Genomic DNA, 24481 nt, shown 5'->3' with positions numbered 1-24481 from the left:
ACGCCATGCCAGTCCGCGCATTGCGCCGTGCAGCCGCCGCGGCGTGCCTGGCCGCAGGCGGCGCAGCAGCGCAGCCCGCCCCCGATACCCAGGCCCTGCGGCGCGAGATCGACGCGCTGCGGGCCGACTACGAGAACCGCCTGCAGGCGCTGGAGCGGCGACTGCAGGCCGCCGAAGCGGCGGTGGCGCAGCAGCCTCCGGCACCGGCCGCCTCCCCCGTCCCCGCCCCCGTGCCTGCGACGCAGCCCACCGCGGCCGGACGCGGCCTGCTGGACCTGTCGCTGATCCTGTCCGGCCAGTACATCCACACGCAGCTCGACCCCGCCACGTACCGCATCCGGGGCTTTCCGCTGCCGCCCGGGGCGGAGATCGGCCCCGGGACCCGCGGCTTCAGCCTCGCCGAGACCGAGCTCACGCTCTCGGCCCATGTGGATCCCTGGTTCCGCGGCGTGGCCACCGTCGCCTTCACGCCGGAGAACGAGGCCGAGGTGGAGGAGGCGTTCGTGCAGACCACCGCGCTCGGCCACGGCTTGAGCGTGAAGGCGGGCCGCTTCCTGTCCAACATCGGCTATCTCAACCCGCAGCACTCCCACGCCTGGGACTTCGCCGACGCGCCGCTGGCCTACCAGGCCATGCTGGGCGCGCAGTTCAAGGACGACGGCGTGCAGCTCACGTGGCTCGCGCCCACCGAACGCTTCTTCGAGCTCGGACTCGAGGTGGGGCGGGGCCGCAGTTTCCCTGGGACCGATACCGCGCGCAACGGTGCCGGCGCGGTGGCGGCGATGGCGCACGTCGGCGACGACATCGGCGCCAGCCACAGCTGGCGCGCGGGCCTGTCGTACCTGCGGGCCAGGGCGAACGGCCAGGAACTGGCCACCAGCGGCCCGGGCGGCAACGAGGTCGCCAGCGCCTTCACCGGCCGCACCTCGGTGTGGATTGCGGACGCGGTGTGGAAGTGGGCCCCCGAGGGCAATGCCACCCGGCGCAATTTCAAACTGCAGGGCGAGTACCTGCGCAGCACGCGCGAGGGCGAGCTCATGGTCGATCCCGCCGGCCCCGCGCCGGCCGCCGGCCTGCGTGCCGTGCAGTCCGGCTGGTACCTGCAGGGCGTCTACCAGTTCAGGCCGCGCTGGCGCGTCGGCTTGCGCACGGAACGCCTGGATCCCGGCACGCCCGACCTCGGCGCCAATGCGGGACTGCTGGACATCGACACCGGCCGGGCGCGCAAGACCACCCTGATGCTGGAACACGACCCCAGCGAGTTCTCGCGGATCCGCCTGCAGGTCGCGCAGGACCGGGCACGACCTGGCGACGCGAGCGACCTGCAGTGGTGGCTGCAATACCAGATGAGCCTCGGCGCGCACGGCGCGCACGGTTTCTGATCGGAGGACGGACCATGATTTCAATCCCCAGACTGTTCCTTGCCGTCGTCCCGCTGGCGCTGGGGGCGTTCGCCGCGCCGGCCCAGGCCGCCCTGCGCGTGCTCGCCTGCGAGCCCGAATGGGCCGCGCTCGCCCAGGAGCTGGGCGGACCCCTGGTGGAGGTGTCCTCCGCCACCACCGCGCAGCAGGACCCGCACCAGGTGCAGGCTCGCCCCAGCCTGATCGCGCAGGTGCGCAACGCGGACCTGGTCGTCTGCACCGGGGCCGAGCTGGAAGCCGGCTGGCTGCCGGTGCTGCTGCAGCAGTCCGGCAATGGGAAGGTGCAGCCGGGGCAGCCGGGGAACTTCGCGGCGGCCGATTTCGTCCGCAAGCTCGAGATCCCTGCCAGCGTGGACCGCTCGCAGGGTGACGTGCACGCGGCCGGCAACCCGCACATCCAGACCGACCCGCGCAACATCGCCACCGTGGCGACGCAGCTCACCGGCCGGCTGCAGCAGGTGGACGCCGGCCATGCCGGCGACTACGCGCAGCGCGGCGCGGCGTTCCAGCAGAAGTGGCAGCAGGCGATGGCGCGCTGGGGAACGCAGGCGGCGCCGCTGCGCGGCGTGGCGGTCGTCTCGCAGCACAAGGGCTACGTCTACCTGTACGACTGGCTGGGGCTGAAGGAGGTGGCCGTGCTGGAGCCCAAGCCCGGCGTGGAGCCGAGCGCCGCGCACCTGCAGACCGTGCTCGCGGCCCTGAAGGCGACGCCGGCCCGGATGGTGATCTCCTCGGCGTACCAGGATCCGAAGCCGTCCGAATGGTTGTCGCGCAATGCCGGCATCCCGGCGGTGCGGCTGCCCTTCACCGTCGGCGGCAGCGACGCGGCGAAGGACCTCGTCGGCCTGTTCGACGACACCCTGGCGCGTCTGCTGGCAGCGGGGACCGCGAGATGAGCGCGGGCACCCTGGACCACCTGTCCATCCTGTGGCCCGCGTTCGCGGCCGGGCTCCTGGTGCTCGCCACGCACGTGCCGCTGGGGCAGCAGGTGCTGGAACGCGGGATCGTCTTCATCGACCTCGCCATCGCGCAGATCGCGGGACTCGGCGTGATCGCCGCCGATGCGCTCGGCCTGCCGGAAGGCGGCCTCACCGTCCAGCTGGCGGCGGCCTGCGCCGCGCTCGGCGGGGCCGCCCTGCTCGCGTGGACCGAGCGTCGCGCCGGCCGCCAGCAGGAGGCGCTGATCGGCGTGCTGTTCGTCCTGGCCGCCTGTGCCGGCCTGCTGCTGCTCGCGGGCAACCCCCACGGCGGTGAACACCTGAAGGACCTCCTGGTGGGCCAGATCCTGTGGGTCGGCCCCGGCCAGCTCCTGGCGCTGGCGGGGCTCACCCTGGTCCTGCTCGCCGCGATGGCTTCCGGCGCCCTGCGGCGGCTGGGGCGCTTCGGTTTCTACGCGGCGTTCGCCGTCGCCGTCACCGCGTCGGTGCAACTGGTGGGCATCTACCTGGTGTTCAGCAGCCTGATCATTCCGGCCCTGGCCACCTCGCACCGCAGCGGCCGCGGCCGGGTGGTGGTCGGCTATCTGTGCGGTGCGGCCGGCTATGCGGCGGGGCTGGTGCTCTCCGCGCTGTTCGACCTCCCCTCCGGACCGACCATCGTCTGCGCGCTGGCGGTGGTGGCGGTGGCGCTGTCCGCGCCGCGCCTGTTCGCGCGCTCCGCGGTTGGCGCCCCCGCGGATGAACCCGGGTTCCAGCCGCATCGCTGAAGCGCGCAGGAATCCTGGTTCAGCGTGCCGTTCGACCTCGAGGAGCCGAGAGGCCTCAGCCTTCCAGCAAGGCCTTCACGATGGCCGCCGAATGGCGGCTCGCCACCTGGTCGATGAAGCTGAGGAAGTCGCCGTGCGCTTCGTCGTCGGCACGGTCGGAGACCGTGCGCACCGCCGCGAAGGGCAGGCCGTAGTCGCGGCAGACCTGGGCGAAGGCCGCCCCTTCCATCTCCACTGCGAGGGCCTCGGGCAGCGCGCGCTGCAGGGCCTGGCTCTCGAGGGCGCTGGCGACGAAGCGGTCCCCGCTCACGACGAGGCCGCTGTGCACGTGCGTGCCGTGCAGCGCCTTGCGCACGGCGGCGGCCAGTTGTTCCGTGAGCGCGGGATCCGTGTCGAACTGCGCGGTGCCATAGAGCGGCACCTCGTAGCGCGGGAACAGCGGCGAGGCGTCGAGGTCGTGCTGCAGGAAGCTGCGGGCGATCACCACGTCGCCCCGGTTCACGCCCGGCGCCAGTCCGCCGGCGACGCCGGTGAAGACGATGCGATCGACGCCGAAGCGTTCGATCAGCGCGGTGGCCGTGGTTGCCGCCGCCACCTTGCCGATGCGCGAGAGCACCGCCACGACCTCCTGCCCGTGCAGGTGCCCGACCCAGTAGTCGCGTCCGCCGACGGCCTGCTTCTGCTCGTCGGGGAGCAGGGCGAGCACGGCGGAGAGTTCCTCCTGCATGGCACTGACGATGGCGGTTCGCATGGGCGGATTGTGCGTGAAAAGCCGAGAAAGCCGGACCGCCGCCATCAAGGATGGCCTACTTCGCCGCGGCTGCGTTCGGCCAGACTCGGGCGATCGTCTAAGGGAGCCCGGACATGAGAGTCATCCTGTGGATCATCGGCATCATCTTCCTCGTGGGGCTGCTGGTCCTGTTGGGACTGGGGAAGCTGATCTTCTGAGGTCGGAAGGAAAGGTTCTTCCGGGGAGGCTGCTGGAGGGGGTTCATACCCGCCGGATGCGGGAAGCCGCGGGTGGGCGCACTGGCTTTCTTGCCGGACCAGAGCGGGGCTGTCCGTCTCTGCGACTGTCCCCCGGCGCGGATGAGAACCGCGCCCCGGGTGAGCGCGGCGCCCGCGCCTCCTCCTTTATGTCGCCGAGCCGGACAGCCCCGCTCTGGTCCTGCGCCGCGCCGGGTTCGGGCGCAGCGGCTCCGTTGACGCGTGCCGCAAGCCGGCCGCCGCAAGAAGCAGGTGCGCGAGGGAAGCTGCCTGATCCGCGCGGTGCGCGGGACCACGTAGGGCCTGTTCGCCTCGCGAAGTAGCAAAGAAAAAGGGCCGCTCGCGCGGCCCTTCCGGGGAAGCCCTGCATCCCGCCCTCGCGGGATGACGGGATTACTCCTTGATGTCCACGCCGTAGAAGGTGTGGCGGCCGAAGGGGCTCAGCTTGAAGTCGACGACTTCCTTGCGCACCGGCTTCAGCTGCACCGCGTGGGCGATGGTCAGCCAGGGCTCCTGCTGCTTGAAGATCACCTGCGCCTGCTTGTACAGCGCGTCGCGGTCGGCCGGCTTGGTCACCGTCTTGGCCTTCAGCACCAGGTCCTCGAAGGGCTGGTAGCAGAACTTGGCCACGTTGGAGCCGTTGGTCTTGGCCGAGTCGCAGCCCAGGAGGGTGTGCAGGAAGTTGTCCGGGTCGCCGTTGTCGCCCGTCCAGCCCAGCATGCCCATCTGGTGCTCGCCGTTCTGCATGCGCTTGCGGTACTCGCCCCACTCGAAGGTCTTGATCTCGACCTTCACGCCGATCTTGGCCAGGTCGGCCTGCATCAGTTCGGCGATGCGCTTGGCGTTCGGGTTGTAGGGGCGCTGCACCGGCATGGCCCACAGGTCGGTGGTGAAGCCGTCCTTCAGGCCGGCCTGCGCCAGCAGCTTCTTCGCGCCTTCCGGATCGTAGGGGTCGTCCTTGATCGCGTCGTTGTACGCGGACATGGTCGGCGGGATCGGGTTCTTGGCGATCACGCCGGTGCCCAGGTACACGCCGTCGAGGATGGCCTTGCGGTTGATCGCCATGCTGACGGCCTTGCGCACGCGCACGTCGTCGAAGGGCTTCTTCGTCACGTTGTACGCCATGTAGCCGATGTTCAGGCCCGGCTGCTCCAGCACCTGCACCTTCGGGTCCTTGCGGATCGCCTCGAGGTCGGCCGGGTTCGGGTAGGGCATGACGTGGCACTCGCCCTTCTGCAGCTTGGCCCAGCGCACGGAGGCATCCGGCGTGATCGAGTAGACCAGGTCGTCCAGCTTGGCCTTGCCGCCCCAGTACTGCGGGAAGGCCTTGTAGCGGATCACCGCGTCCTTCTGGTACTGGACCAGGAAGAAGGGCCCGGTGCCGATCGGCTCCTGGTCGATCTTCTCGGGCGTGCCGGCCTTCAGCATCGCGTCGGCGTATTCCTTCGACTGGACCGCCGCGTAGGGCATGGCCAGGTTGGCGAGAAAGGGCGCCTCGGGCTTGTTCAGCGTGATGCGGATGGTGGCGTCGTCCACCTTCTCCACCGACTTCAGCAGCTTGGGCAGGCCCATGTCGTTGAAGTACGAGTGGTTGGTGCTGGTGACCTTGAAGAAGGGATGGTCCTCCTTCCACTGGCGCTCGAATGCGAACAGCACGTCGTCGGCGTTGAAGTCGCGCGTGGGCTTGAAGGCGCGGTGGTTGTGCCACTTCACGCCCTTGCGCAGGTGGAACGTGTAGACCGTGCCGTCGGCGGAGATGTCCCACGTCTCGGCCAGGCCGGGCACGACCTTGGTGCCGCCGCGCTCGAATTCGACCAGGCGGTTGTAGACCGGCTCGCTGGCGTCGAACGAGGTGCCGGTCGTGTTGACGCCGGGATAGAAGTTCTCGGGGCTGCCTTCGGAGCAGAACACCAGCGTCTTGGCGCCGGCGCCCGCCGCGGCGGCGAGCGCCAGTGCGGCGATGGCGAAATGCTTGCTGAAGGGGACACGCTTCATAGGGGCTCCTTGATTGGGTTCCGGCCTGCACCGGGAAAGGCCATCATTCTCAGGCGGGCACGGCCGTGTTTCGGGCCTCCTGCTCCTCGGGGAAACCCTTGACCAGGAAGTCGTCCGCAAAGTGACAGGCTACGAGGCGCTCGTCCACCGGCCGCGGCAGCGGGCGCTGCGCGTGGCAGACCTCCTGCGCGTACGGGCAGCGGCTCGAGAACACGCAGCCCGCCGGCGGATGCAGCGGCGAGGGCAGTTCGCCCTGCAGCACGATGCGCTTGCGGCTGCGCCCGCCGATGCCCGGCGTGGAGGCCAGCAACGCGTGCGTGTACGGGTGCAGCGGGCGGCCGAAGATCTTCTGCCGCGGGCCCTGCTCCATCACGTGACCGAGGTACATCACCAGCACGTCGTGCGCGATGTGACGCACGACGGCGAGGTCGTGCGAGATGAACAGGTAAGCCAGCTTGAGTTCCTGCTGCAGGTCCGCGAGAAGGTTCAGGACCTGGGCCTGGATCGACACGTCGAGCGCCGACACCGGCTCGTCCGCCACCACCAGCTTCGGCCCGGGCATCAGCGCGCGGGCGATCGCGATGCGCTGGCGCTGGCCGCCGGAGAACATGTGCGGGTAGCGGTTGGCGTACTCGGGCCGCAGGCCCACCTGCGCGAGCATCGCGCGGGCCCGCTCGGCGCGCTCGGCGGCCTTCAGGTCCGTGTTGATCGCCAGCGGCGCCTCCAGCACCGCGCTGATCTTCTTGCGCGGATTGAGCGAGCCGTAGGGGTTCTGGAACACCAGCTGCACCGCCTGCCGCAGGCGCCTGGTTTCGCTGGCGGGCGGGTTCACCGCGTCGGTGCCGTCCAGCACCAGCGAGCCGTGCGTGGGCTTCTCGATCAGCGACACCATGCGCGCCAGCGTGGACTTGCCGCAGCCCGACTCGCCCACCACCGCGAGCGTGCGCCCCTCTTCCAGCGTGAAGGACACGCCGCCGACCGCCTGCAGCTGCGCCGGCTCGCGGAACATGCCGCGGCGGATCGGGTAGACCTTGCGCAGGTCCTTCGCTTCGACGACGACCCTGCTCATGCCACCTCCTGCTGCACGCGCACCGGCTTGTCGCGTTCCATCTTCACGCCCCGCTCGGAATCCCCCAGCGGATAGTGGCAGCGCACCTGCCCGCCCTGCCAGGCGCGCAGCTCGGGCCGCGCGGCCTGCGAATGCGCGGTGGCATAGGCGCAGCGCGGCGCGAACAGGCAGCCGCCCGGGCGGTCGAACACGCCGGGCACCACGCCGGGAATGGTGGCGAGCCGGTGGCCCACTTCGCCCTGCTCCGGCAGCGCGGCCAGCAGGGCTTCGGTGTAGGGGTGCTGCGGCTCGGCGAACAGCTTGTCCACGCGCTGCTGCTCCATCACCTGGCCGGCGTACATCACGGCCACGCGCTGCGCCATCTCGCTGACCACGCCCATGTTGTGCGTGATCAGCACCAGGGCCATGCCGCGGTCCTTCTGCAGGTTGCGCAGCAGGTCGAGGATCTGGGCCTGGATCGTCACGTCCAGCGCGGTGGTCGGCTCGTCGGCGATCAGCAGGCGCGGGTTGCAGGAGATCGCCATCGCGATCATCACCCGCTGGTTCATGCCGCCGGAGAGCTGGTGCGGGTAGTCGTTCATGCGCGAGGCCGCGGCCGGGATGCCCACCTGTTCCAGCAGCTCGATGGCCTGGCGGTGGGCGCCCTTCTTGTCCAGCGGCGAATGCTGCAGCAGGGCCTCCACCAGCTGGTAGCCGATGGTGAAGCAGGGGTTCAGGCTGGTCGTGGGCTCCTGGAAGATCATGGCCATGTCCTTGCCCACGAGGCGCCGGCGCTCCTTGTGGGAGATGCCCAGCAGGTCGTTGCCGGCGAAGCGCAGCGTCTTCGCGCGCACGCGCCCGGGCCAGGCGATCAGGCCCATGAGGGCCATCATGGTCACGCTCTTGCCGGAGCCGGACTCGCCGACGATGCCCAGCACCTCGCCCTGTTCCAGCGTGAGGCTCACGCCCTCCACGGCGTGCATCACGCTGCCCTGGGTGGGGAATTCGACGTGGAGGTCTTCGATTTCTAAAAGGGGCATGGTTAAAAACCAGATACCGAACGCAGAGGGCGCAGAGATTGCGCAGAGGACGCAGAAGAAAACCAGGGAAGGATTTCATTCATTTCATTGCATTCCTTCTGCGTCTTCTGCGAATCCTTTGCGCCCTCTGCGTTCGGCTGTTGGGTTTTGACTTCGTTCAACGCTTCAACTTCGGATCCAGCGCATCGCGCAGGCCATCGCCCATCAGGTTGAAGGCGAGCACGGCGACCAGGATCATCAGGCCGGGAAAGGTCACGACCCACCAGGCGCGCAGCACGAATTCGCGCGCATCGGCCAGCATCGTTCCCCATTCGGGCGAGGGCGGCTGCGCGCCCAGGCCCAGGAAGCCCAGTGCCGCGGCGTCGAGGATGGCGGTCGAGACGCCCAGCGAGGCTTGCACGATCAGCGGCGCCGCGCAGTTGGGCAGCACCTCGCTGAACATCAGCCGCAGCGTGCCGGCGCCGCTGACGCGCGCGGCCGTCACGTAGTCCCGCGAAGTCTCGGCGATCACCGCGGCACGCGTGATGCGCACGTAGTGCGGCAGCACCACCACCGCCACCGCCAGCATCGCGTTGACCAGCCCCGGCCCCAGTATCGCCACGATGACGATGGCCAGCAGCAGGCTGGGCAGCGTCAGCAGGATGTCCATGAAGCGCATGATGGTGATCTCGGTGATCCCCCGCGCGAAGCCTGCGACGAGGCCCAGCGCGATGCCCACCGCCATCGCGATCGCCACCACCGCGAGGCCGATCGACAGCGACAGGCGCGAGCCCCAGATCAGGCGCGAGAGGATGTCGCGGCCGATCGCGTCGGTGCCCAGCAGGTACTGCACCGAGCCGCCCTCCTGCCACGCCGGCGGCTTGAGGAAGGCCGCGCTGTTGGTGACGTCGGGCGCGTGCGGCGCGATCCAGGGCGCGAACAGCGCCAGCAGCAGCAGGAAGGCGACCACCGCCATGCCGCCGACGGCGCCCTTGTTGGCGGAGAACGAGATCCAGAACTCGCGCAGCGGCCCCGGCGGGGCGGCGGGCACGGTCGCGGCGGGGGGAAGCACGGCGCTCATTTCAGTGGCCTCCCTGGCGGATGCGCGGATTGATCAGGCCGTAGGCCACGTCGACCAGCAGGTTCACGGTCATCACCATCACGCCGAGCAGCAGCATGCCGCCCTGCAGCACCGGGTAGTCGCGCCGGTTGATCGCCTCGATCAGCCACTTGCCGACGCCCGGCCAGGAGAAGATGGTCTCGGTGAGGATGGCGCCGGTGAACAGCACGCCGACCTGCAGCCCGATCACGGTGACCACGGGGATCAGCGCGTTGCGCAGCGCGTGCACGCCGATCACGCGCAGCGGCGGCAGGCCCTTGGCCCGCGCGGTGCGGATGTAATCCTCGCCCAGCACCTCCAGCATGGCCGAGCGCGTCATGCGCGCGATCACCGCCAGCGGATTGGTACCCAGCACGATCGCCGGCAGCACGAGGTGCTTCAGCGCGGAGAGGAAGGCGCCCTTCTCGTCGGACAGCAGCGAGTCGATCAGCAGGAAGCCGGTCTTCGGCTCGATGTAGTACTGCACCGCCAGCCGGCCGGACACCGGCGTCCATCCGAGCTGCACCGAGAACAGCAGGATCAGCAGCAGCCCCCACCAGAAGATCGGCATCGAGTAGCCGGTCAGCGAGGTGGCCATCACGCCGTGGTCGAACACCGAATTGCGCCGGACCGCCGCGACGATGCCCGCCGGGATCCCGAGCAGCAGCGCGAACAGGATCGCGCAGACCGCGAGCTCGATGGTCGCGGGGAACAGCGCGAGGAACTCGCGGATCACCGGCTCCTGGGTGATGACGGACTTGCCCAGGTCCCCGTTCATCACGCGCGAGATGTAGATGCCGTACTGCACCAGGACCGGCTTGTCGAAGCCGTATTCCTGCACCAGCTTGGCATGGCGCGCGGGGTCGATGCCGCGCTCGCCGGCCATGGTCTCGATGGGATCGCCGGGAACCAGCCGGATCAGGAAGAACGCCAGCAGCGTCATCCCGAAGAAGGTCGGGATGACCAGCGACAGGCGGGTCAGGATGAAACGGAACATGGGCGCGATTGTCGCGCAATGTCTGGAAACTTCTTAACGCAAAAGCCGCGAAGGCGACGCAAAAACCGCAAATAGAAAGAGCACTCCAGGAAGGGCTTCCCCACCTGTCCTTTCGCGGCTTTCGCGTCCCCTTTGCGGCTTTTGCGTTCTGGCTGTTTCCTACTTCTTGTCCCGCAGCTCCCGCCGCAGGATCTTGCCCACCGGCGTCTTCGGCAGGTCGGTGCGGAACTCGATCACCCGCGGCTGCTTGTAGCCGGTCAGGTTCGCGCGGCAGTACTCGCGCACCCGGTCCTCGGTGAGCGATGCATCCTTCTTCACGATCACCAGCTTGACCGCCTCGCCGGTCTTGTCGTCCGGCACGCCCACCACGGCGCATTCGGCCACGCCCGGCAGCATCGCGACCACGTCCTCCACCTCGTTCGGGTACACGTTGAAGCCGGACACCAGCACCATGTCCTTCTTGCGGTCGACGATCTTGAAGTAGCCGCGCTCGTCCATGGTGCCGATGTCGCCGGTCTTGAACCAGCCATCGGCCGTCATGACCTTGGCGGTCTCGTCGGGGCGCTGCCAGTAGCCCGCCATCACCTGCGGGCCCTTGATCGCGATCTCGCCCGGCTGGCCCTGCGGCACCTCCCGGCCCTCGTCGTCGATGCACTTCATCCACGTCGAGGAAAGGGGCACGCCGATGGTGCCGGTGAATTCCTTGCTGGTCACGGGGTTGCAGCTGGCCGAAGGCGAGGTCTCGGACAGGCCGTAGCCCTCGCACACCGGGCAGCCGGTCTTCTCCAGCCACAGCTTCGCCACGGCGCCCTGCACCGCCATGCCGCCGCCCACCGAGACCTTCAGGTTGGACCAGTCCACCTTGCCGAAGTCGGGGTGGCGGGCCAGCCCGCCGAACAGCGTGTTGACCGCCGGGAAGGTGTGGAACTTGTACCTGGACAGCTCGTTCAGCACGGCCGGCAGGTCCCGGGGATTCGGGATCAGGATCAGCTTCGCGCCGGTGCGCAGCGACAGCATCATGCCGACCGTGAAGGCGAAGATGTGGTACAGCGGCAGGGCGCACACGCCGGTGGGCTGCTCGCCGGCCGGCACCTTGCCCATCATGGGCTGGTTCCAGGCCTCCGACTGCAGCACGTTGGCGATCACGTTCCGGTGCAGCAGCACCGCGCCCTTGGACACGCCGGTGGTGCCGCCGGTGTACTGCAGCACGGCGACGTCGTCCGGCTTGATCTCAGGCTTGCGCACGGTGCTGCGGCTGCCCTGGGCGATGGCATCCTTGTAGCGCACGGCGCCCGGCAGGTTGTACGCCGGCACCATCTTCTTGACCTTGCGCACCACGTAGTTGACCAGCGCGCCCTTGGCGAAGCCCAGCATGTCGCCCATGCTCGCCAGCACCACGTGCTTCACCGGCGTCGCCGCGATGCACTGCTGCAGCGTGTTGGCGAAGTTCTCGATGATGACGATCGCCTTGGCGCCGCTGTCCTTCAGCTGGTGCTCCAGTTCGCGCGGCGTGTACAGCGGGTTGACGTTCACCACCACGCAGCCGGCGCGCAGGATGGCCGCGACCGCCACCGGATACTGCGGCACGTTGGGCATCATGATCGCCACCCGGTCGCCCTTGGCCAGGCCCAGGCCCTGCAGGTACGCGGCCAGCGCGCGGCTGTAGGAGTCGGTCTCGCCGAAGCTCACTTCCTTGCCCATGAACACATAGGCCGTGCGGGCGGCGAACTTGACGAAGCTCTCCTCCATCAGCTGGACCAGCGAGTGGTACTGCGAAGGATCGATGTCGGCGGGCACGCCTTGCGGATAGGCAGCCAGCCAGGGGCGGTCGTTCATGCGAGTCTCCAACTTTCTTCTTTCTGCAATGACCGGCGGCAAATGGACAAATGACGGGTCGCCCCGTCATCCGCCACCCGTCGCCGGGTCACTGGTTTCCGTCATTGTCTCAGGGTCCGCCGTGCGAACCCCGACCTCAGGCCTTCAGCGCACCGAGCACCTCGTCCAGCATCTTCTTGGCGTCGCCGAACAACATGCGGTTGTTGTCCTTGTAGAACAGCGGATTGTCGACCCCCGCGTAGCCGGAAGCCATGCTGCGCTTCATGACGATGGAGGTCTTCGCCTTCCAGACTTCCAGCACCGGCATGCCGGCGATGGGGCTCGTCGGATCGTCCTGCGCGGCCGGGTTCACGATGTCGTTGGCGCCGATCACCATGGCGACGTCCGTCTGCGGGAAGTCCTCGTTGATCTCGTCCATCTCCATCACGATGTCGTAGGGCACCTTGGCTTCGGCCAGCAGCACGTTCATGTGGCCGGGCATGCGGCCCGCCACCGGGTGGATGCCGAAGCGCACGTTGACGCCCTTCTCGCGCAGCAGCTTGGTGATCTCGAAGACCGTGTGCTGGGCCTGCGCCACCGCCATCCCGTAGCCGGGCACGATGATGACGTTCTTCGATTCGCGCAGCAGTTCCGCGGTTTCCACGGCGGCGATCGGCGAGACCTCGCCGGCCGGTTGGGCGCCGGCGCCAGCCGCCGCGGGCGCGCCGCCGCCGGTGCCGAAGCCGCCGGCGATCACGCTGATGAAGTTGCGGTTCATCGCGCGGCACATGATGTACGAGAGGATCGCGCCCGAGGAGCCGACCAGCGCGCCCACCACGATCAGCAGGTCGTTGCTCAGCATGAAGCCGGTCGCGGCCGCGGCCCAGCCCGAGTAGCTGTTCAGCATGGAGACCACCACCGGCATGTCGGCGCCGCCGATGGCCATCACCATGTGCACGCCGAACAGCAGCGCGATCGCGGTCATCACGATCAGGGGCGTCATGCCGGCGCCGATGGTTTCGGCGTGCAGGAACACGCGACCGAACCAGATCACGATCAGCAGGCCGAGCAGGTTGAGCCAGTGGCGGCCGGGCAGCAGGACGGGCTTGCCGCCGATCTTCCCGGACAGCTTGCCGAAGGCGATGATGGAGCCGGAGAAGGTGACGGCGCCGATCAGGATGCCGACGTAGATCTCCATTTCGTGGATCGACTTCTCGGCCGGCGTCGCGAACACGGTCGACGTGTCGACGTAGCTGGCGAAGCCCACCAGGCAGGCGGCCAGGCCGACCAGGCTGTGCATCAGCGCAACCAGTTCCGGCATCTGCGTCATCTGCACCTTCTTCGCGGCGAAGAGACCGATGCTGCCGCCGACGACGAGGGCCGCGACGATCCAGGCGTAGCCGCCGGCCGTGACGCGCGGGCCGAACACGGTGGCCACCACGGCCACGGCCATGCCGATCATGCCGAACACGTTGCCGCGGCGCGCGGTCTCGGGATTCGAGAGGCCGCCCAGGCTCAGGATGAACAGGATGGTGGAGCCGATGTAGGAAACGGTGGAGAGGCTTGCGTTCATTTCCGTCCCCTTACTTGCGGAACATCGCCAGCATGCGCCGCGTGACCGCGAAGCCGCCGAACATGTTGATGGCCGTGAGCGTCAGCGCGACGACGGCCATGCCGAGGATCAGCAGGTTCGCCCGGTTGGCGCCCCCGTCGGTGAGCGGCGGCGCCACCTGGATCAGCGCGCCGATGGCGATGATCGAGGAGATGGCGTTGGTCACGCTCATGAGCGGCGTGTGCAGCGACGGCGTCACGTTCCAGACCACCATGTAGCCCACGAAGCAGGCCAGCACGAACACGGTGAAGTGCGCCAGGAAGCTGGCCGGCGCGTACAGGCCGACGAGCAGGAACAGCACCGCGCCGACGCCGAACACCGTCGCCAGCGACTTGGCCGACATCGGCTCGCTGGAACCGTGGCCGTGCCCCTTGGACGCAGGCGCCGCGACCGCGGGCTTGGCCTGCTGCGGCGCCGCGGCCGGGATCTTCGGCGGCGGCGGCGGCCAGGTGATGCCGCCCTCCTTGATCACGGTGAGGCCGCGGATGGCGTCGTCGTCCATGTTGACGTCGATCACGCCGTCCTTGGTCTTGCACAGCTCCTCGGTCAGGCGCAGCAGGTTGTTCGAGTACAGCGTCGAGGACTGCTTGGCCAGGCGGCTCGCCAGGTCGGTGTAGCCGACGATGGTGACGCCGTGCTTCACCACGGCCTGGCCGGGCTCGGTCAGTTCGCAGTTGCCGCCCTGCTCGGCCGCCATGTCGACGATCACGCTGCCCGGCTTCATGCTCTTGACCATGTCCGCGGTGATGAGCTTCGGCGCGGGCTTGCCCGGGATCAGGGCGGTCGTGATGATGATGTCCACTTCACGGGCCTGCTTCGCGTACATCTCGCGCTGGGCCTTCTGGAAGCCTTCGCTCATGACCTTGGCGTAGCCGCCGCCGCCGGAGCCTTCTTCCTCGTAATCGACCTTGACGAATTCGCCGCCCAGCGACACGACCTGGTCGGCGACCTCGGCGCGCGTGTCGTTGGCGCGCACGATGGCGCCCAGGTTGGCGGCGGTGCCGATCGCGGCGAGGCCGGCGACGCCGGCGCCGGCGATGAAGACCTTGGCCGGCGGGATCTTGCCCGCGGCCGTCACCTGGCCGTTGAAGAAGCGGCCGAAGGCGTTGGCCGCCTCGATGACCGCGCGGTAGCCGCTGACGCCGGCCATGGAGGTCAGCGCATCCATCTTCTGCGCGCGCGACAGCTGGCGCGGCAGCGAGTCGATGGCGAGCACCGTGGCCTTCTTGCCGGCCAGCTGCTGCATCAGCTCGGGATTCTGCGCCGGCCAGATGAAGCCGATCAGGGAGCCGCCCTCGCGCATCAGCGCGACTTCGTCCGGGCTCGGGGCGCGCACCTTGAACACGATGTCCGACCGGGCCCAGAGTTCGGCGGCGGTCGGCACGACCTCGGCGCCGGCGGCGCGGTAGGTTTCGTCGCTGAAGTTGGAGGCGTCGCCGGCGCTGCTTTCGACGGCGACCGAGAAGCCCAGCTTCACGAGCTTCTCCACGACCTCGGGGACGGTCGCGACGCGCTTCTCGCCGGGCGCGGTTTCCTTCGGCACTCCGATCAGAGATGCCTTCTTGATGGTTTCGGGGGGAGCGGCAACACGGGTATCACCCGCCGCGCTCTCGGCAGGGACGGCAATCTGCATGGACGTTTCTCCTGGTTGGAGCCTGGTTGATCTCGCGGGCTGGGGATAGCCTTTCCGCGAGCTTACATGAAAGCTTGATGAGCTCCCCCCCATCGAAGCAGGGGGCAAACTCACGCGAGTCGGATCCCGGCATGTCGCTGCTCACCGTCCTCGCACTCTCCGCGACGCTGCACCTGTACATCGCGGCGCGCGTCACGCCGCAGCTGCCCTGGCCCGCAGGCGCGGCCTTCGTGGCCCTCCTGGTCGCCTCGGCGCTGCTGGTCCCCCTTTCGCTGCTCGCACGGCGGGTGCTGCGCCCGCCCGCTGCCGACCGCCTTGCGTGGGCCGGCATGCTGTGCATGGGACTCTTCTCCTCACTGCTGGTCCTGACTGTCATGCGAGACCTGATGCTGCTCGCGCTGGCTGTGACGAACCTTGACCAGCCGCAATGGGAAGAGAACACGGCCGCCGCCGTGCCGCTGCTGGCGCTGGCACTGTCGCTGATTGGCCTCATCAACGCGCGGCGCACGGCGCGCGTGGTGCGGGTGCCCGTCCCGATCGCCGGCCTGGCCGCGCCGCTGGATGGCTTCCGCATCGTGCAGATCAGCGACATCCACGTCGGGCCCACGATCAAGCGCGACTACCTCGAGGCCATCGTCGCGCGCGTGAACGCCCTGCGGCCGGACCTGGTCGCCATCACCGGCGACCTGGTGGACGGCTCCGTGCAGGAACTCGCCAGCCACGTGGCGCCGCTCGCGCAGCTGAAGTCGCGCCATGGCAGCTTCTTCGTCACCGGCAACCACGAGTACTACTCGGGCGTGCACGGCTGGATGCGCGAGCTGCAGCGGCTCGGCGTGCGCGTGCTGCACAACGAGCACGTGGTGCTGCACCACGACGGCGCCGACCTCGTGCTGGCCGGCGTGCCCGATTACGGCGGCCACCACTTCGACGCGCAGCACCGCAGCGACCCGGCCCAGGCCGTGCAAGGCGCCCCCGCGGGGGCCCCGCGCGTGCTGCTGGCCCACCAGCCGCGCACCGCGCCCGCCGCCGCGGCCGCGGGCTTCGACCTGCAGCTCTCGGGGCACACGCACGGCGGCCAGTTCCTGCCCTGGACCTTCCTCGTGCCGCTGCAGCAGCCCTATACCGCGGGCCTGCACCAGCTCGACCGCTTGTGGATCTACGTCAGCCGTGGGACCGGCTACTGGGGTCCGCCCAAGCGGATCGGTGCACCATCTGAAATTGCCGAGCTGCTTCTGGTGCCGTCCGTCTAGGTCCTACAGGCCAGCGAGGCTTTGTCTGACATAGCTGAGCTTGAACCCTACCGAACACTGGCCGCATGGCACGTACGGCTTTCCTCCCGTTTCCCCTCTCCGGCGCCGGCGCATCCAACGTCATCTACCTCGGCGCCGCCCTCTGCCGACGCAAGTTCGAACTGTTCTATCCCGATGGATTCGAGGACGAGACCTATCTCGTGGCCGAGCGCTCGCACAAGGAGCGCGCCCACCTGGAGTGGGAGGCCGAGCTCGGCCCGGCCTCGTTCCGCAAGCTGCTGGCACGCGGCGAGTTCCGCGCCGTCGCCGACGCCGCGGTGCGAATCGAGTCGCGCGCCAACCTGCTGTTCTCGTTCGAGCGCATGGCCTTGCGCGATGCGGTGAAGAGTCCGGCCGGCGCGCGCCTGTTCGCCACCGAGCTCTACGCCTGGCTTTACGGGCACGGCTCGCCGCAACGGCGCTTCAACGACTGGCTGGAGGCGCTGCGCGACCTGCCGCAACGCAAGAGCCGGCTCCTCACCTGGCCGGTGGCGACCGTGTTCGGCTTCATCGCGCGCCCCGACCGGCACCTGTTCTTCAAGCCGCGCGCGACCCGCAAGGCGGCACACCTCTACGGCTACGCCCTGGACTACGACACGCAGCCGGCCTGGTCGCGCTACCAGGACCTGCTGACCTTCGCCGCGGTGCTGCGCCGCGACCTGGACCGCAAGCCGGGCTTCAAGGCGCGCGACATGATCGACCTGCAGTCCTTCATGTGGGTGCAGGGCGCGCCGGAGTACGAACCCTAGGCGTAGGGCCGGCGCTCGCGCAGGCAGCGCCAGGTCTCCTCCACCAGCGGCACCACGTTCAGCAGCAGCACGGCGATGCCGGCGCCCAGCAGGTAGTCGCGCGGCCAGGGCACGTCCTTCAGGCGCATGTCGAGGTCCGGCGTGTCCTGCGCGAACAGGGCCATCACCTGGTCCCAGTTCATCATGGCCAGCAGCGCCAGCAGCACCAGGGGCAGCAGTTCCATGTAGCTGTGGACCATCTGCTCGAAGGGACGGATCTGGCGCCGCCGCGCGGTGTAGCGCAGTTCCATGTAGGTGGTCAGCTCGTGCGCCAGGAAGGCGGCGAAGACGATCAGCAGCACGCCGGCATCGGGCTCCAGCAGGACCGCGGCGAAGAGCGCCACGCCGCCCTCGGCCAGCAGGACCCAGTGCAAGGCGTTCTCGCCGAGACCGCTGGTGCGCTCGATGCGCGTGCGGCGATGGCAGGCCCAGTCCGCCAGTCCCGCCGCGATCCACAGCGGCACCACCCCGTACATCAGCACCAGGCTGGCGACTTCCTGCGTGTTCATTCCGCGTACTGCTCCGTGCCGACGAGGCCGATCTTCACCAGCCCGAGCCGCTGCGCGCTGGTGAGAGCGGCCGCAACGGCATCGTACTTCGCGCGCGGATGCGGCCGCAGGTGGATCTCGGGCGGGTTCGGCGCCGCGGCGGCCTCGCGCAGCCGCGCCTCCAGCGCGCCGCGGTCGGCCAGCGGCTCGTCGTTCCAGACGAAGCGGCCGGCGGCGTCGACTTCCAGCTGCACGATCGCGGGCGGCTCGGCCGGCACCGGCGCATCGCGCCCCGGCAGTTCCATCGCCACGGCATTCAGCCGCACCGGGATGGTAATGATCAGCATCACCAGCAGCACCAGCAGGACATCCACCAGCGGCGTGGTGTTGATGTCCACCATCGGCTCGGGATCGGGCTCGCTGCCGGCGCGGATGTGCATCAGCGCCCCGTGGGTTCGGTGAGGAAGCCGATGCGCGCGACGCCCGCCTGCTGCGCGGCCAGCACCACGCGGCCGACCGGCGCGTAGTCGGCGCGCGCGTCGCTGCGGATGTGCACCTCGGGCTGCGGCTGCATCGCGGCGGTCTTCCGCAGCAGTTCGACCAGCGCGAGCCGATCCGGCAGCGGCGTGTCGAACCAGTAGGTCGCGCCCTGCGCGTCGATCGTGATGATGACGTTCTCCTGCTGGGCGTCGACCTGCCGGTTCTGCTCGCGCGGCAGCGAGACGGCGATCGAGCTGTTCACGACCGGGATCGTGATGAGGAAGATGATCAGCAGCACCAGCATCACGTCCACCAGCGGCGTGGTGTTGATCTGGGCAATCAGCGGGTCCTCGCCTTCGGCCGGGTCGCGGTAGCGGATGGCCATCAAGCCTCCGACGAGCCGCCCCTGGGAGGCTCGAGCCTCCTCGGGGGGCAGCGACTGCACGCAGTGAGGCGCGTGGGGGTCGACATGGTCAGCCTCCCTTGCCGCCGGTGGCCAGCAGGACCGTGTGAAGGTCGGAGCCGAAGGCGCGCACCGTGTCCATCGCCACCTTGTTGCGGCGGACGAGCCAGTTGTAGCCCAGCACCGCGGGCACGGCGACGGCGAGGCCGAGGGCCGTCATGATCAGCGCCTCCCCCACCGGGCCGGCCACCTTGTCGATGGAGGCCGTGCCCGAGGCGCCGATGCGCACCAGCGCGTTGTAGATGCCCCAGACGGTGCCGAAAAGGCCCACGAAAGGCGCGGTGGAGCCCACGGTGGCCAGCACCGCCAGGCCTTCCTGGGTGCGGCTGTGCACGGCCGCGACCGCGCGCTCGATGCTCTGCGCGACCCAGGTGTTGAGATCGACCTTGCCGATCAGGCCTTCGTGCTTGCGGGTGGCTTCCAGCGCCGACTCCGCGATGAAACGGTAGGGGCTGCCCGACTGGAGGGCGGCGGCGCCCTGCTGCACCGAGTCGGCCTTCCAGAAGCTGTCGTTGGCCGCGCGGCCCTGGCCGCCGAGGCGGCGCTGGGCCAGCAGTTTGGAGAGCAGCACGTACCAGCTCGCCAGCGACATGATCGCCAGGATGACGAGCGTCGCCCGGGAGACGATGTCGCCTTGGGCCCACAGCGCCGCCAAACCGTAGGGATTGGCCACGGGCGGCACCGCCGCGGCCTGGATGGGCGGCAGCGTGCCCTGCGCCAGCGACGCGAGGGGAGCCAGGACGAGGGAGAACGACGCGACGACGCGAGGGGGCATGGAGGAGGGACCCGGAGCCTTGGTCGCCCAATTCTGTCTCAACCAATCAATAATCGGCCAATGAGCAATCGTTGGCGACCCAGCGTGACCGTGGCTGCGGTGATCGAAAAGGACGGCCGCTTCCTGATGATCGAGGAAGAGACTTCCGAAGGCCTGAAGATCAACAACCCGGCCGGCCACCTCGATCCGGGCGAGACGCCCGCGGAGGGCTGCGCCCGCGAAGCCCTGGAAGAGACGGCCTGGCGCTTCCGCCCGACCGCGCTGCTGGGGGTGTACATCTCGCGCTTCCAGCGTTCCACCACGGGCGAGGACATCACCTACCTGCGGTTCGCCTTCACGGGCGAGCTGGGCGAGCACGTGGCCGGCCGGGCGCTGGACCACGGCATCGTGCGCACGCTGTGGATGACGGCCGACGAGCTGCGGGCGACGGCGGACCGGCACCGCAGCCCGCTGGTGCTGCGCTGCCTCGACGACTACCTGCAGGGGGTGCGGCTTCCGCTCAGCGCGGTGTATTGCGACCCGAGCATCTACGGGCCGGAGAGCCAGGACGAGACTCAGGCGGTCGAGGAATCCGACTAGGCCCTCCGCCAGGATGCGGGGGTGCGCCAATTCGCCTTGATCCGCGCCCGCCGCGCGATGTCCTTCCAGATCCCCTGCCCTCCTTCTGCGCGTTCAGGCAGCCAGGTGGTGCGGGGTTTCGCCCGCGCACCAGCGCCGCAGGTTGTCCAGGAACAGGCGCTCGACGCGCGCGGCGTTGCCGTCGGAAGCGCCGGCGCTGTGCGGCGTGGCGATCACGTTGGCCAGCTTCCACAGCGGCGAATCCGCGGCCAGCGGCTCGTGCGCGAACACGTCGAGGAAGGCGCCGCCTAGCCGGCCCGAGCGCAGGGCGTCCACCAGCGCCGGTTCGTCGACGAGTTCGCCGCGCGCCACGTTCACGAGCCGCGCGCGCGCCGGCAGCAGCGCCAGCGCCTGCGCGTCGACGAAGCCTCGGGTCGTGTCCGTGAGTGGGCAGGCCAGCACGAGCCAGTCGGCCTGCGGCAGCACTTCGCGCAGGCGCGTGCAGGGAATAGTGGCGAAATCCTCGCCCGCCGGCCGGTCCTGCTGCCGCACCACGGTCACGCGCAGGCCGAAGGCCCGCAGCAGGCGCGCGATCTCCTGCGCGACCGGGCCCCAGCCCACCAGCACCGCGTGCTGGCCGTCGAGGTCGCGCGGCAGCCCGGAGGCGATGAGGGGCGCCCACGTGCCGGCGCGCTGCGCGTCCCACAGCCGCGGCAGTTCGCGCGCCAGCGCCAGCACGCCCGCCAGCGCGCTGTGCGCCACCACGAGTGCATTCGCGCCCGATGCCGTGCTCACCTGCACGCCGCGCGCGCGCAGCCGCTGGTACACCGGCCGGTCCACCCCGGCCGAATGGATCTGCAGCCAGCGCAGCGAAGGTGCGGCCTCGAGCGCGTCGTAGAACGCGCGGGTGGCCGGCTGCAGCTCGAACTTGGTGGACAGGCCGGTGACGTCGCGACTGACGAAGGCCACGTCCGCATCGACCCCGGCTTCGGGCCCCACCCGCACGTACGCCCGCTCGCCGAGCACCGCGGCGATTCCGCCCGCGAGCCGCTCGCCGGCCGCGCGCGAAAGCAGGATGCGCAGCGGCGCGCTCACTCCGCGGTGGCCCTCGACTCCCGCACGATCCCCTTCCACTTCTCGTACTCCTTCTGCACGAAGAGGCCGAACTGCGAAGGCGTGCCGCCGACCGGGTCGGCGCCTTCGCGGATCATCTGGTCCTGCAGCGCGGGCAGCGCCTCGTTGACCGCCTTGTTCAACTCCGCGATCACGGCCGGCGGCGTGCCCCGGGGCGCGAAGAAGCCGAACCAGGAGCCGGCCTCGAAGCCGGGGAAGCCGCGCTCGGCCACGGTGGGCGTGTCGGGCAGCGAGCGCGAGCGGTTGGCGCTGCTGACCGCCAGCGCGCGCAGCTTGCCGGCCTGGATGTGCTGGATCACCGAGGGGATGGTCGCGAACATGAACTGCACGCGGCCGGCCAGCAGGTCCTTCAGCGCCTCCGCGCCCTTGTAGGGAATGTGCGTGGTCTCGGCGCCGGTGCGCTGGGCCAGCATGTAGCCGGAGAGGTGCGAGGAGGTGCCGATGCCGGTGGAGCCGTAATTGAGCTTGCCCGGATTCGCCTTCGCGTACGCGACGAACTCCTCGATCGTCTGCACCGGCAGCGAGGGATGCACCACCAGCACGTTGGGCACCTCGGCGATCTGCACCACCGGCACCAGCTCGGTCAGCGGGTTGACGTTCAGCCTGGTGTAGAGCGTGGGGTTGACCGCCATCGGCCCCACCGAGTTGACGATCAGCGTGTAGCCGTCCGGTGCCGAGCGCGCCGCCAGCTCGGTGCCGAGGTTGCCGCCGGCGCCCGGCTTGTTGTCGATCACGAAGGGCTGCCTGAAGCGCTCGCTCAGCTTCTGGCTCACCGCGCGCGCCAGGATGTCGGTGGTGCCGCCGGCGGTGAAGGCCACCAGCACGCGCACCGGCTTGTTCGGATAGTCGCCGGCCTGTGCGAAGGCGAGGCCCGCGGGCGCGAGCGCGAGCGCGAGGGCGAGGGCGAGCAGCAGGCTGCGCCGCAGGGCGGAACGAAGCGTGTACATGCGGATCTCCCTGAAGTTCAGTCGCGGTAGCCCGGGGCCATGCGATCCAGCTTGCGCAGCAGCGCCGGCCACTCCATCACGCCGTACGGGCGGCGGGTGCCAGGCTGGTAGTTGTTCCAGGTCTCTTCCAGCACCTCCTGCGGCACCGCGCGCAGCGGGGTGTTGCAGGACATGGCGGCGATCTGCGAGCGGCAGGACAGCTCCAGCCGGTGGGTCCAGTTGAAGGCCTCGCCGCAGGTGCGGCCCACCACCAGCACGCCGTGGTTGCGCAGGACCAGGGCCTCGCCCGTGCCCAGGTCGCGCAGCAGCGATTGCTGTTCGGCCGTGTCCAGCACCACGCCCTGGTAGTCGTGGTAGCCGACCTTGAGGAAGCGCATCGCCGTCTGCGTGATCGGCAGCAACCCGCACTCGAGCGCCGACACCGCCATCGACGCCCAGCTGTGCGTGTGGATCACGCAGCCCACTTCGGGACGCGCGCGGTGCACGGCGCTGTGGATCACGTACCCGGCCTTGTTGACGCCGTAGTTCAGCGGACCGAAATCGGGCGAGGACAGGACGTTGCCGTCCAGGTCGACCTTGAGCAGGCAGGACGCGGTGATCTCCTCGTACATCATCCCGTAGGGGTTGATCAGGAAGGCGCCTTCCTGGTCCGGCACGCGGGCGGAAATGTGGTTGGCCATCATGTCGGCCATCCCGTACAGCTCGACGAGGCGGTAGCAGGCCGCGAGGTCGACGCGGGCCTGCCACTCGGCTTCGGAGCAGCGCCCCTGCAGGGAAGGAATCTCCAGGACGCCCGGCTTCTTCTGCACTGCTTTCTCCTTCGCGAGGACGCCGGCAGCGTAAGGGCCGCCGGCGGCAGCGGCATCGGGGTTACTTCGGACAGGTCCCCGACAGCGCCTGGCCGATCACCGCCGGCGCGTTCAGCAGGCCGTTGACCGTGCCCGGCCGGCCGTCGCCGCGCAGGCAGTCCTGCCGCGCGGCCTCCCCCATGCCCTCGGCCAGGCCGTCCCGGGGCTGGCCGCGGCGCAGCTGCTCGTTGGCCATGTCGGCCAGGCTGCGCCGCTGCGGCGGCCGGTAAGGGCCCTGCAGGGACGGCAGCGGCGAGGGCGGCAGGATGACGGGTGCCGGCGGCAGCGCCGGCGGACGCGCAACCGCCGGCGGCGCGACGCCGGGGGTGCCCCAGCCGGGCGCCGGGGCCGGGGCCGGGACGGGCGTGGCGGATCCGGCTTGCGGCGCGCCTGGGGCGACAGGGGCGTCGATGGGAGGGCCTTGCACGCGGGGGGGCACGTGTGCCGGTGGGGCGGCAGGCGCCGGCGCCGGCGCCGGAGCTGGTGCGACGGGCGCGGCGACCGGGGGTGCCGGTGCCGGGACCGGAGCTGGCGCGGGGACTTCGACGGGGGCGGGCGCCGGGGTCGGGGTCGGGGTCGGGGTCGGGGTCGGGGCCGGGGCCGGGGCCGGGGCCGGGGCCGGGGCCGGGGCCGGGGCCGGGGCCGGGGCAGGCGCTGGCGCTGGGGTCGGGGGAGCGACAGGTGCAGGAGCGGGGACTGGCGCAGGCGCGGGTGCCGGTGCCGGCGCAGGAACGGGTGCTGGTGCCGGTGCCGGTGCTGGCGCCGGAGCAGGAACCGGTACGGGAGCAGGAGCAGGAACCGGGGCTGGCGTGGGAACAGGCGCCGGTGCCGGTGGCGGCTCCGGAACGGGCGCCGGCGCCGGAGGAGTCTCCGGCACGGGAATGGGCGCCGGTACCAGCTCCGGCGGCGGCGCGGGCGCCGGAACCGGCACCGCCGGCGGCGGCACCGCAACCGGCGGCGGCTCCGGACGTTCCGGCCGCGTCGGCTCCGGCTCGGCCCGCAGCCGCGGCGCCGGCGCTGCCTCGACCGCGGGCGCATCGGGCGATTCGCGGCGGCTGCGGCGCTGGCGCGACTCGCCCGGCTGCGGCAGCGTGGCGGTCGCCTGCAGCGGCAGGCTGGACTCCGGCCGCAGGCTGAACAGGGCCGGCGGCTCCCCCTGCACCCCGGGCGGCGCCGGCCGGGTGATGGCATTGCTGCGGGGGGCAGGAGCCGCCGGCGGAGGCGGTGTCGGCCGGACGGCCTGGTAGACCACGTAGCGCACCGCCTGCTGCACCGGGGCGTACTGCAGCAGCATCCAGGCCAGCGCGACATGCAGCGCCCCCGTGGCGGCCAGCGCCTGGGGCGACATGCGCTGCCGCGGCAGCGTCGCGCGAGTGGGCC

The 24481-nt window shown here is 70.1% G+C and carries 25 protein-coding genes; 8 read left to right on the top strand and 17 right to left on the bottom strand.

Going from position 1 to position 24481, the window contains the following annotated elements:
* The first annotated feature begins 5 nt into the window (after nt 1–5).
* The 3 genes from JJ685_RS16150 to JJ685_RS16140 are packed head-to-tail and all read left to right on the top strand — an operon-like array spanning nt 6 to nt 3126.
* Entirely contained in the window at nt 6–1382 is a 1377-nt protein-coding gene (locus JJ685_RS16150; protein ID WP_201675285.1) for a porin, read from the top strand.
* A gap of 14 nt (nt 1383–1396) precedes the next feature.
* Complete coding sequence (locus JJ685_RS16145) at nt 1397–2317, top strand: metal ABC transporter substrate-binding protein (RefSeq protein ID WP_201675284.1); 921 nt, start codon at nt 1397–1399, stop codon at nt 2315–2317.
* Nucleotides 2314–3126, top strand: coding sequence for a metal ABC transporter permease (locus tag JJ685_RS16140; RefSeq protein ID WP_201675283.1), 813 nt, complete (start codon nt 2314–2316; stop codon nt 3124–3126). Before JJ685_RS16145 ends, JJ685_RS16140 begins: the two co-directional genes overlap by 4 nt.
* 55 nt (nt 3127–3181) lie before the next feature.
* On the opposite strand, the gene JJ685_RS16135 is transcribed toward JJ685_RS16140, so the two are convergent.
* Nucleotides 3182–3877 carry a 5'-methylthioadenosine/adenosylhomocysteine nucleosidase gene (locus tag JJ685_RS16135; protein WP_201675282.1) on the bottom strand — a complete coding sequence of 232 codons (696 nt, stop codon included), beginning with the start codon at nt 3875–3877 and terminating at the stop codon, nt 3182–3184.
* 113 nt (nt 3878–3990) lie between these two features.
* On the opposite strand from JJ685_RS16135, the gene JJ685_RS30530 reads away from it, so the two are divergent.
* The gene (locus JJ685_RS30530; protein ID WP_456320564.1) at nt 3991–4074 is read left to right on the top strand and encodes a small membrane protein YohP; all 84 of its coding nucleotides are present in this window, start codon (nt 3991–3993) and stop codon (nt 4072–4074) included.
* A 432-nt stretch (nt 4075–4506) separates the two neighbouring features.
* Here the strand turns inward: JJ685_RS30530 and JJ685_RS16130 are convergent, their stop codons facing one another.
* From JJ685_RS16130 to JJ685_RS16095, 8 genes are all read right to left on the bottom strand, one after another.
* The gene (locus JJ685_RS16130; RefSeq protein ID WP_201675281.1) at nt 4507–6108 is read right to left on the bottom strand and encodes an ABC transporter substrate-binding protein; all 1602 of its coding nucleotides are present in this window, start codon (nt 6106–6108) and stop codon (nt 4507–4509) included.
* A 49-nt stretch (nt 6109–6157) separates the two neighbouring features.
* Nucleotides 6158–7177, bottom strand: a complete 1020-nt coding sequence (locus JJ685_RS16125; protein ID WP_201675280.1) for a dipeptide ABC transporter ATP-binding protein — start codon at nt 7175–7177, stop codon at nt 6158–6160.
* The gene (locus JJ685_RS16120) at nt 7174–8196 is read right to left on the bottom strand and encodes an ABC transporter ATP-binding protein (protein WP_201675279.1); all 1023 of its coding nucleotides are present in this window, start codon (nt 8194–8196) and stop codon (nt 7174–7176) included. Before JJ685_RS16120 ends, JJ685_RS16125 begins: the two co-directional genes overlap by 4 nt.
* A 157-nt stretch (nt 8197–8353) precedes the next feature.
* Nucleotides 8354–9256 carry an ABC transporter permease subunit gene (locus tag JJ685_RS16115; RefSeq protein ID WP_201675278.1) on the bottom strand — a complete coding sequence of 301 codons (903 nt, stop codon included), beginning with the start codon at nt 9254–9256 and terminating at the stop codon, nt 8354–8356.
* A 1-nt stretch (nt 9257) separates the two neighbouring features.
* Entirely contained in the window at nt 9258–10271 is a 1014-nt protein-coding gene (locus JJ685_RS16110; RefSeq protein ID WP_201675277.1) for an ABC transporter permease subunit, read from the bottom strand.
* A gap of 159 nt (nt 10272–10430) precedes the next feature.
* Nucleotides 10431–12107: a long-chain-fatty-acid--CoA ligase gene (locus JJ685_RS16105; protein WP_201675276.1), complete on the bottom strand. Its 1677-nt coding sequence runs from the start codon at nt 12105–12107 to the stop codon at nt 10431–10433.
* A 136-nt stretch (nt 12108–12243) separates the two neighbouring features.
* Complete coding sequence (gene pntB / locus JJ685_RS16100) at nt 12244–13659, bottom strand: Re/Si-specific NAD(P)(+) transhydrogenase subunit beta (RefSeq protein WP_201675275.1); 1416 nt, start codon at nt 13657–13659, stop codon at nt 12244–12246.
* Nucleotides 13660–13669: 10 nt separating this feature from the next.
* Complete coding sequence (locus JJ685_RS16095; RefSeq protein ID WP_201675274.1) at nt 13670–15331, bottom strand: Re/Si-specific NAD(P)(+) transhydrogenase subunit alpha; 1662 nt, start codon at nt 15329–15331, stop codon at nt 13670–13672.
* 131 nt (nt 15332–15462) lie between these two features.
* Between JJ685_RS16095 and JJ685_RS16090 the strand changes: the two genes are divergently transcribed.
* Entirely contained in the window at nt 15463–16581 is a 1119-nt protein-coding gene (locus JJ685_RS16090) for a metallophosphoesterase (protein WP_201675273.1), read from the top strand.
* A gap of 65 nt (nt 16582–16646) precedes the next feature.
* Nucleotides 16647–17369 carry a hypothetical protein gene (locus tag JJ685_RS16085; RefSeq protein WP_201675272.1) on the top strand — a complete coding sequence of 241 codons (723 nt, stop codon included), beginning with the start codon at nt 16647–16649 and terminating at the stop codon, nt 17367–17369.
* On the opposite strand, the gene JJ685_RS16080 is transcribed toward JJ685_RS16085, so the two are convergent.
* The 4 genes from JJ685_RS16080 to JJ685_RS16065 form a co-directional block, all read right to left on the bottom strand.
* The gene (locus tag JJ685_RS16080; RefSeq protein ID WP_201675271.1) at nt 17366–17917 is read right to left on the bottom strand and encodes a diguanylate cyclase; all 552 of its coding nucleotides are present in this window, start codon (nt 17915–17917) and stop codon (nt 17366–17368) included. The two genes, JJ685_RS16085 and JJ685_RS16080, sit on opposite strands and share 4 nt — an antisense overlap.
* A complete protein-coding gene (locus JJ685_RS16075) occupies nt 17914–18336 on the bottom strand; it encodes an ExbD/TolR family protein (protein WP_201675270.1) in 423 nt (140 codons plus the stop codon). The genes JJ685_RS16080 and JJ685_RS16075 overlap by 4 nt, the downstream gene beginning before the upstream one ends.
* Entirely contained in the window at nt 18336–18761 is a 426-nt protein-coding gene (locus tag JJ685_RS16070; protein ID WP_201675269.1) for an ExbD/TolR family protein, read from the bottom strand. The genes JJ685_RS16075 and JJ685_RS16070 overlap by 1 nt, the downstream gene beginning before the upstream one ends.
* Nucleotides 18762–18849: 88 nt before the next feature.
* Nucleotides 18850–19614: a MotA/TolQ/ExbB proton channel family protein gene (locus JJ685_RS16065; protein WP_201675268.1), complete on the bottom strand. Its 765-nt coding sequence runs from the start codon at nt 19612–19614 to the stop codon at nt 18850–18852.
* A 60-nt stretch (nt 19615–19674) separates the two neighbouring features.
* On the opposite strand from JJ685_RS16065, the gene JJ685_RS16060 reads away from it, so the two are divergent.
* Nucleotides 19675–20193, top strand: coding sequence for an NUDIX hydrolase (locus tag JJ685_RS16060; RefSeq protein ID WP_201675267.1), 519 nt, complete (start codon nt 19675–19677; stop codon nt 20191–20193).
* A gap of 93 nt (nt 20194–20286) precedes the next feature.
* On the opposite strand, the gene JJ685_RS16055 is transcribed toward JJ685_RS16060, so the two are convergent.
* The 4 genes from JJ685_RS16055 to JJ685_RS16040 form a co-directional block, all read right to left on the bottom strand.
* Nucleotides 20287–21306, bottom strand: coding sequence for a D-2-hydroxyacid dehydrogenase (locus JJ685_RS16055; RefSeq protein ID WP_330901782.1), 1020 nt, complete (start codon nt 21304–21306; stop codon nt 20287–20289).
* Nucleotides 21264–22253: a Bug family tripartite tricarboxylate transporter substrate binding protein gene (locus JJ685_RS16050; RefSeq protein ID WP_201675266.1), complete on the bottom strand. Its 990-nt coding sequence runs from the start codon at nt 22251–22253 to the stop codon at nt 21264–21266. The genes JJ685_RS16055 and JJ685_RS16050 overlap by 43 nt, the downstream gene beginning before the upstream one ends.
* Before the next feature lie 17 nt (nt 22254–22270).
* A complete protein-coding gene (locus JJ685_RS16045) occupies nt 22271–23062 on the bottom strand; it encodes a class II aldolase/adducin family protein (RefSeq protein ID WP_201675265.1) in 792 nt (263 codons plus the stop codon).
* A 61-nt stretch (nt 23063–23123) separates the two neighbouring features.
* Complete coding sequence (locus JJ685_RS16040) at nt 23124–23528, bottom strand: hypothetical protein (RefSeq protein ID WP_201675264.1); 405 nt, start codon at nt 23526–23528, stop codon at nt 23124–23126.
* A 454-nt stretch (nt 23529–23982) separates the two neighbouring features.
* Here JJ685_RS16040 and JJ685_RS16035 point away from each other — a divergent pair, with 454 nt between their 5' ends.
* Nucleotides 23983–24348: a hypothetical protein gene (locus JJ685_RS16035; protein ID WP_201675263.1), complete on the top strand. Its 366-nt coding sequence runs from the start codon at nt 23983–23985 to the stop codon at nt 24346–24348.
* The last annotated feature ends 133 nt before the right edge of the window (nt 24349–24481 follow it).

This window comes from Ramlibacter monticola (assembly GCF_016722785.1).
Taxonomy (GTDB): Bacteria; Pseudomonadota; Gammaproteobacteria; order Burkholderiales; family Burkholderiaceae_C; genus Ramlibacter; species Ramlibacter monticola.
This window is presented reverse-complemented; position numbering and strand designations above follow the sequence as displayed.